At 68.0% G+C, this 5,555-nt stretch carries 5 protein-coding genes and 1 pseudogene; 1 reads left to right on the forward strand and 5 read right to left on the reverse strand.

The features are described from left to right. Window positions 1–387, reverse strand: a 387-nt coding sequence (locus WDV06_RS36055) for a hypothetical protein (protein WP_395514030.1), incomplete at its 3' end; no start/stop codon positions are given. A gap of 9 nt (window positions 388–396) precedes the next feature. Next, complete coding sequence (locus WDV06_RS36060; protein WP_395514031.1) at window positions 397–744, reverse strand: hypothetical protein; 348 nt, start codon at window positions 742–744, stop codon at window positions 397–399. A 1,356-nt stretch (window positions 745–2,100) separates the two neighbouring features. Between WDV06_RS36060 and WDV06_RS36065 the strand changes: the two genes are divergently transcribed. Next, on the forward strand, window positions 2,101–2,391 hold the full coding sequence (locus tag WDV06_RS36065) for a hypothetical protein (protein ID WP_395514032.1): 291 nt from the start codon (window positions 2,101–2,103) through the stop codon (window positions 2,389–2,391). Between the two features lie 9 nt (window positions 2,392–2,400). On the opposite strand, the pseudogene WDV06_RS36070 reads toward WDV06_RS36065, so the two are convergent. The 3 genes and pseudogenes from WDV06_RS36070 to WDV06_RS36080 form a co-directional block, all read right to left on the reverse strand. After that, window positions 2,401–3,171, reverse strand: a pseudogene (locus tag WDV06_RS36070) (transposase). A 28-nt stretch (window positions 3,172–3,199) separates the two neighbouring features. Further along, window positions 3,200–3,493, reverse strand: coding sequence for a helicase associated domain-containing protein (locus WDV06_RS36075; RefSeq protein ID WP_395514033.1), 294 nt, complete (start codon window positions 3,491–3,493; stop codon window positions 3,200–3,202). Window positions 3,494–3,575: 82 nt separating this feature from the next. Next, on the reverse strand, window positions 3,576–3,764 hold the full coding sequence (locus WDV06_RS36080) for a hypothetical protein (RefSeq protein WP_395514034.1): 189 nt from the start codon (window positions 3,762–3,764) through the stop codon (window positions 3,576–3,578). Window positions 3,765–5,555: the final 1,791 nt, after the last annotated feature.

The following is a 5,555-nucleotide window of genomic DNA, read 5'->3' on the forward strand; positions in this document are numbered from 1 at the left end:
CTCTGCGGGGCGAGCGAGGAGGTCCGGGCCCTGTCGCTGCGCCTGCACACCGCGGCCCTGGGGGAGGCACACCCGGCCTTCGCCGAACGCCTGGTGATGGCCGACGCATACGAGGAGACCGTCCTCCTCCACGACCGCCTCCAGGTCCGCCTTGAGGACGTGCTCGGCGAGCAGCGCCGCCGGCAGGCCGACTACGACGACCTCCTGGCCCGCCACGAGAGGACGACGCAGGCCCTGGCCACCGCCGAGGACGAACTGCGCACCCAGCGACAGCACCACCAGGAAGAAACCTCCCACCTGAACACCCTCCTCCAAGAGCAGCAGGACGCCCACCAACGCGACCGCACCGCCCTCGACGCCCGGCTCGGCCGGGCCCGAGCCGACCACGAGGACCAGTTACGCGCCCGGGAACAGGAGGAAGCACGCCTGCGCCGGGACCTGCTCGCGCAGGAGGACAAGATCCGCTCCTTCCACGGCCTGCTGGAGGACTCGGCCGCCGAGGCGACTGCCCTGAGGCAGGAACGCGACCGGCTCCGTATGGAGTCCGCCCGGCTGCGCGAGGACCTGGTGGGCCTTCAGGTGGAACTCGCGGCAGCCGAAGCCGGCCGGGACAACCCCGCCGACGGTGGGATGCTCGCCCCGGCGCTGCTGGCCGTCGGCCAGGTCCTCGACCGCCACCCCGCCCCACGCGAGGATGGCGAAGCTGCAGGCCAGCCGCGGGTTGCCGGGGGCGCAACCCGGCACAGCAACCCTGCGGCGCCATCGATGCCGGTCCAGCCGCCACCGGATCCGGAAACCGGCGTGGACAGGCTGAAACGGGCATCCGTGGGCTTCATCGCTGTCGGCATGGTGCTCTTGCTGACCGGGCCGTTCCTGCACACCGGCGGCCCCATGGCGGACTCCCACCCGACAGCCGCCGGATGGTGGTGCATCGCAAGCGGCGTCGTCCTGCTCCTGACCGGACTCGTCCTCATGACCGTACGCGACGTGAAAAACACCCCGCCGCCACCGCCGACCCGGACGAACCATACGACTACACCTACAACTTCCCACCGATGGTCTGAGCGACCCGCACCGGCAGCCTGCGACATCACCCGCCGGCCGGAACCGGTCCCTGCACAGCCGCCCGGAAGGGACCCGCCGGAGGTTCTACGCCGACTGTCGGGCCGGACCTTGACCCGTCTGGACGCCGACAACGGATCACCCCCGGCGCTCACCAAGGATGGGCGGCCCGCTGGACGGCCAGCTGCTCGACGTGAGCGGCTGGAGCTGGCAGATGGCGCCCTGCTGATGTCGGAGCGGGGGCGTTCGGGCCGGGTGGCCGCAGCGCGTACGAGCTGGCCGAGGTCGATGGGGTTTACCCCAGCCGGTTCGTATGGCGGGGCGACGTCCCATAGCGGCGGCACCGAGGAACCAGGCCAGGCGTCCGTGGCACGGCAGAGGGAGACGGCCAGGACGGCGAGGGCGCACCACGGCCCGCGAAGGCCCGCCGCTGCGCGCGGCCGTGCTCAGGTGTCACTCTTCGGCCAGGAGAACGCGCCGCGGGTGCAGCCGGGCAGGTGTCCACCGCCCCCAACGGGTAGGCCCCCAATGTAGATCCTTCCGCACACCGCACCGCACACTGCCGCCCGCCTCATCGAGGAGATCCTCCAGGCAGTACGCCGCGGCGACGACCGCCACGTCGACTTCCTGCTGCGCCATCTGGCTCAGGTGGGGAGCATGCGCGACTTGTTCGAGCTCCGGCACCGCCTTCACCAGCCGTATCCCCCTCTTGCCCTCCGCACCCACGAGCCGATGGGGCTCGCATCCTGCCCGCCACCGGCGCCTTCGTAGGTCGCCTCGGACACTGGGAGGTCCGCGGCGGGCCCGGCCGGGGGCGCTGTCGACCGGCCGGGCCCGCCCTGTGTGGACCTCTCGTCGCCTTGCCACCGTGCCACGGGCACGTCGGCGCCGCCCGGGATAGGGGCTAAGGGCTGTCCCGCAACGGACTTGGAGGGACAGGGCTGCCTGAGCCCGGCGGGGTTAGTGTGGGCGGATACTGTGGAGCGGCGCATCGGAGTGGCGGTCTTGGGGGGACGAGTGGGACGCAGCAGGCTGCCTGTGGAGAACGCAGGCGAGGGCGATCTCTGTCTCTTCATCGAGCCGTACGGTGAGGACTTCTATCTGAAACCCGGGGAGGTCTTCACAATCGCGCCTGAAGCCGAGGGGATCGATGTCTGGTTCTCCACCCTCGTCTGGGAGGGAGGCATCACGGTGTGGCCCTATGAGGACGGCGACCCGACCAAGATCGTCCTGAAGTACACAGTGACGGACGCCAACGGGACCCGGCTGGAGTGCGGTCACCAGAGGCCCCCGAAGCCGGCTGGCTCCGACGTGGCTGAGCTGGGCTGACCCTCTCGCTCACTGGGTCAGAGCAAGATTCTGCAGCTGGGCGATGCCCAGCACGGCGTGGTGGACGCCATCGCCTCTGAGGCGGCAGTCACGGAAAATCTTCCACGTTTTCATACGTGCGAAGACGTGCTCGACTCGGGCGCGGACCTGTTTGTGAGACCTGTTGTGCTCTTCCTTCCAGGGCGTGAGTTCGGCCTGCCCGCGCTCGCGGCGGTGGGGGATCACGAGGCCAGTCCCTGGATAGCCGCCGTCGGCAATCGTGACTGCGCCACCGACAGCGGCCTTGGCGCCGGACTCCTCTCAGGCCTTGCAATCGTTGCGGCTTCCGGGCAGCGGCCGGCCGACAACTACGACCCGGCGGGTGTCCGCGTCGATGACGACCTGATGGTTGGTGGAGTAGCGGTAGCTCTTGGATCGCTGGGCGAGGGTGTGATCGCGAGTGGGCACGAGCGTGCCATCCACGATGAGCACTGTGCCCTTGTGGAAGCGTTGCCGCTGGATCAATGCCAGGCGCGGCCCCAGGTCATCAACTACGCGGTCGACCGTGGACTTCGAAACACCGAACAACAGCGCGAGCTGTCGCATCGTCAGGTTAGTCCGCCAGGACGCAACGACCAGTAGCACGCGGTCCTCGAAGCAAAGCGTCCAAGGACGCCCCGAGCGCGCTACATGCGCACCTCGACGGCGCAGAACAGTGACCAGCTTGCTGAACTGTCGAGGGGTGAGGCCGCTGAACGGGCGTATCCAGGACAGCTCAGACGCAGTGATCACAACAGCCACGGGGTGATCGTCCCACCCATGAACACCGTTACGGGACAGCCCTTAGGTAGGCGTAGTGGCGTTGCCAGTCCACCGTCCACCCGTGGTCGTCGTCGCCGGGGTTCCAGTCCTCGTCGAGCGCGGCCAGGGCCTCGGCCCGTCGCTTCGTGCGCACGGGGTCCTTGCCGAGCCCGCCGGGCCGGCGGACGTTGGTGAGCCACTGCCCCACCGGCTTGTCGAGGGCGGTGGCGTGCCGGGGAGCGGCCAGCGTGCCGTGCAGCTCGAAGTAGGCCCGCGCGGCGGCCAGGTTCTCGGCGAAACCGGTGTCGGCGGTGTCCCACACGATCTCGAGCTGCTCCAGGTCCAGGGCCCGCTGCCCGGTCCTCGTCCTGGACCCGTAGGCGCGCCGCTGGTCAGACAGTCACCTATCCAGCGGGTAGGCGCCCTCCGTGTGCTCGTACGGGATCCAGGTCCCCCTCACGCTTCCGGTACCGCCAGGCGGCCACGTAGCCGCGTCGCCGGTCCTGCCGTTCGGTGTCGAGCACCTGGTAGCTGGTCCACTTCTCGATCAGCGCCGGGTGTGATGCGGACAGTTCAGCCTCAATGATCTTCATCGGGCCATCCCTTAGCAGACGCCGGACCCCATCCAGGCGTGGCCCTCAGGAAACACGGCGAAGTCCGTCTGATCACCTGGCTCGAAGCGGTCAGGATCGTGTGGCGCGAAGGCGGACGCCAGATGAAGGCGTCCGCGATCTCTGAACTGAAGGGTGTCGTCTGCCACCGGTCGGTGATGTCGAGCCAGCGCTCGATTTGGACCGCGCTCTCTGTGCCGGCTGCTGTCCGGTTACACCTTAGGTCGAAGTCGTAGACACGGCCGCCGTCCGACAGGAGGACACCAGACTCGATCTCAACCCCGGACTGCAAGAGGTAGACAAGAACCATGTCGGCAGGGGCCAGACCACGCTCGTTCAGCAGTGTCCTCAAATGTGCCCAGAAGTCGTGCGGAGCCGTCCTCAGCAATTGAGTGCAGTTGACATAGCTGTGGCTCTGATACTGGTGAGCCGAGGCACCGAGAAATCTGACTGCAAGTGGCTGCCAGCTCTCATAAGGCTCGGAAGACAGCACTAGGGTGCCGCTCCCGGGTCCGATGCGTGGTACGAACGGTGATCGCGTCGCGTGGTACTGCGCTGATGGCGGGGGTTGCCGAACCTGACGGGTAGGACCTTGCGATTCCCTTCTGATGCGGCCGGGGGACCTACGCGGCATGAGCCTTTCGGATAGTCATGCCCTCATTCTGCCACGACCGGCGATCTTTGCGGTCAAGAACGCCCCTGTAAGGATGCCTCGATCGGACAACGGCCGTAGCCATCAGGGAAGCGCGGTCCCAGTCCCAGCCAGTTTCGCTGATCCGCGACACGACAGCAGCAGCCCGGTGGGCGATCGGTGGATGTGTGTCCTTCCAGAGTCCATCCGAGTCCAGTTTGAAGCAAACGCCTATCGCAGGAGGCTGGATCCGGCTGACGATGAGTAGGGCCGACGTCAAGGGCAGCCGCAGGCCCGGGCTAGGCGGAAACGGGGTTGCCCAGTACCGGTAAAAGCAGGTGCGTCTTCGGCGGCCCTGGGTGATGATCGAGGGGATGAGCCACGACATGGATCCCGTTGCCGCTGTGACTTCGTTGTGGGAGGAGCACCGCTGTGCGCCTTTCCCGCCTGGTCTTGCTGGTGCCGACCGGGCTGGTTTCGACCTTGTCATGGTCGACGCGGACATCGCCGGGTGTGTGCATACATGGCTGAGTAATGCCGGCAGGCTGGATGTCCGGGGTTACAGGGTCCTGCATTGGCGTGGGTCTCAACTCAGTCAGATTCTTTCTGTGCTTGGTGATGGTGATAGCCCGGCATACTGGGACCGGCTCTTTTGTATGGCTGAACTCGTAGCGTCGACGGATCCCAGGCCACGGGATGTCTACCCGTCTGAGCCGTGGACAGAGATGGACACCTCCGGGGAGTGACCAACCCTGCTGCTGGCTTGCCCGCGTCAGCGGGCCTTGGTCCTGTAGGCGGAGCCGGAAGGACACAGGGTGGGAGCGAAGCGGACACCCCAACGGGCCGGAGAACCCGGACCCCGTGAAACGGGGTCAGCCCGCGCGGAGCGCGGGGACCTTTGGCCCGGCGAAGCCGGGCCGCTCGGGGTAGAGCGCAGCGGAACCCCGAGTCGTCCGCAGCGAAGCGGAGGACACCGGCCCGAAGGGGCCGGCTCTGGCTCGGCGAAGCCGAGCCCCGCCGAGCGAAGCGAGGCGGTTCGTTGGCACAGCGCGCAGCGCTGTGGGACCCGCCCGGGACCCCGGGACTACTGCCGGCGCAGGGCCCAGCCGCGCTCGCGGAGCTCGGCGGCCAGGGCCGCGACG

The sequence above is a fragment of the Streptomyces racemochromogenes genome (genome assembly GCF_044129415.1).
Taxonomy (GTDB): domain Bacteria; phylum Actinomycetota; class Actinomycetes; order Streptomycetales; family Streptomycetaceae; genus Streptomyces; species Streptomyces racemochromogenes_A.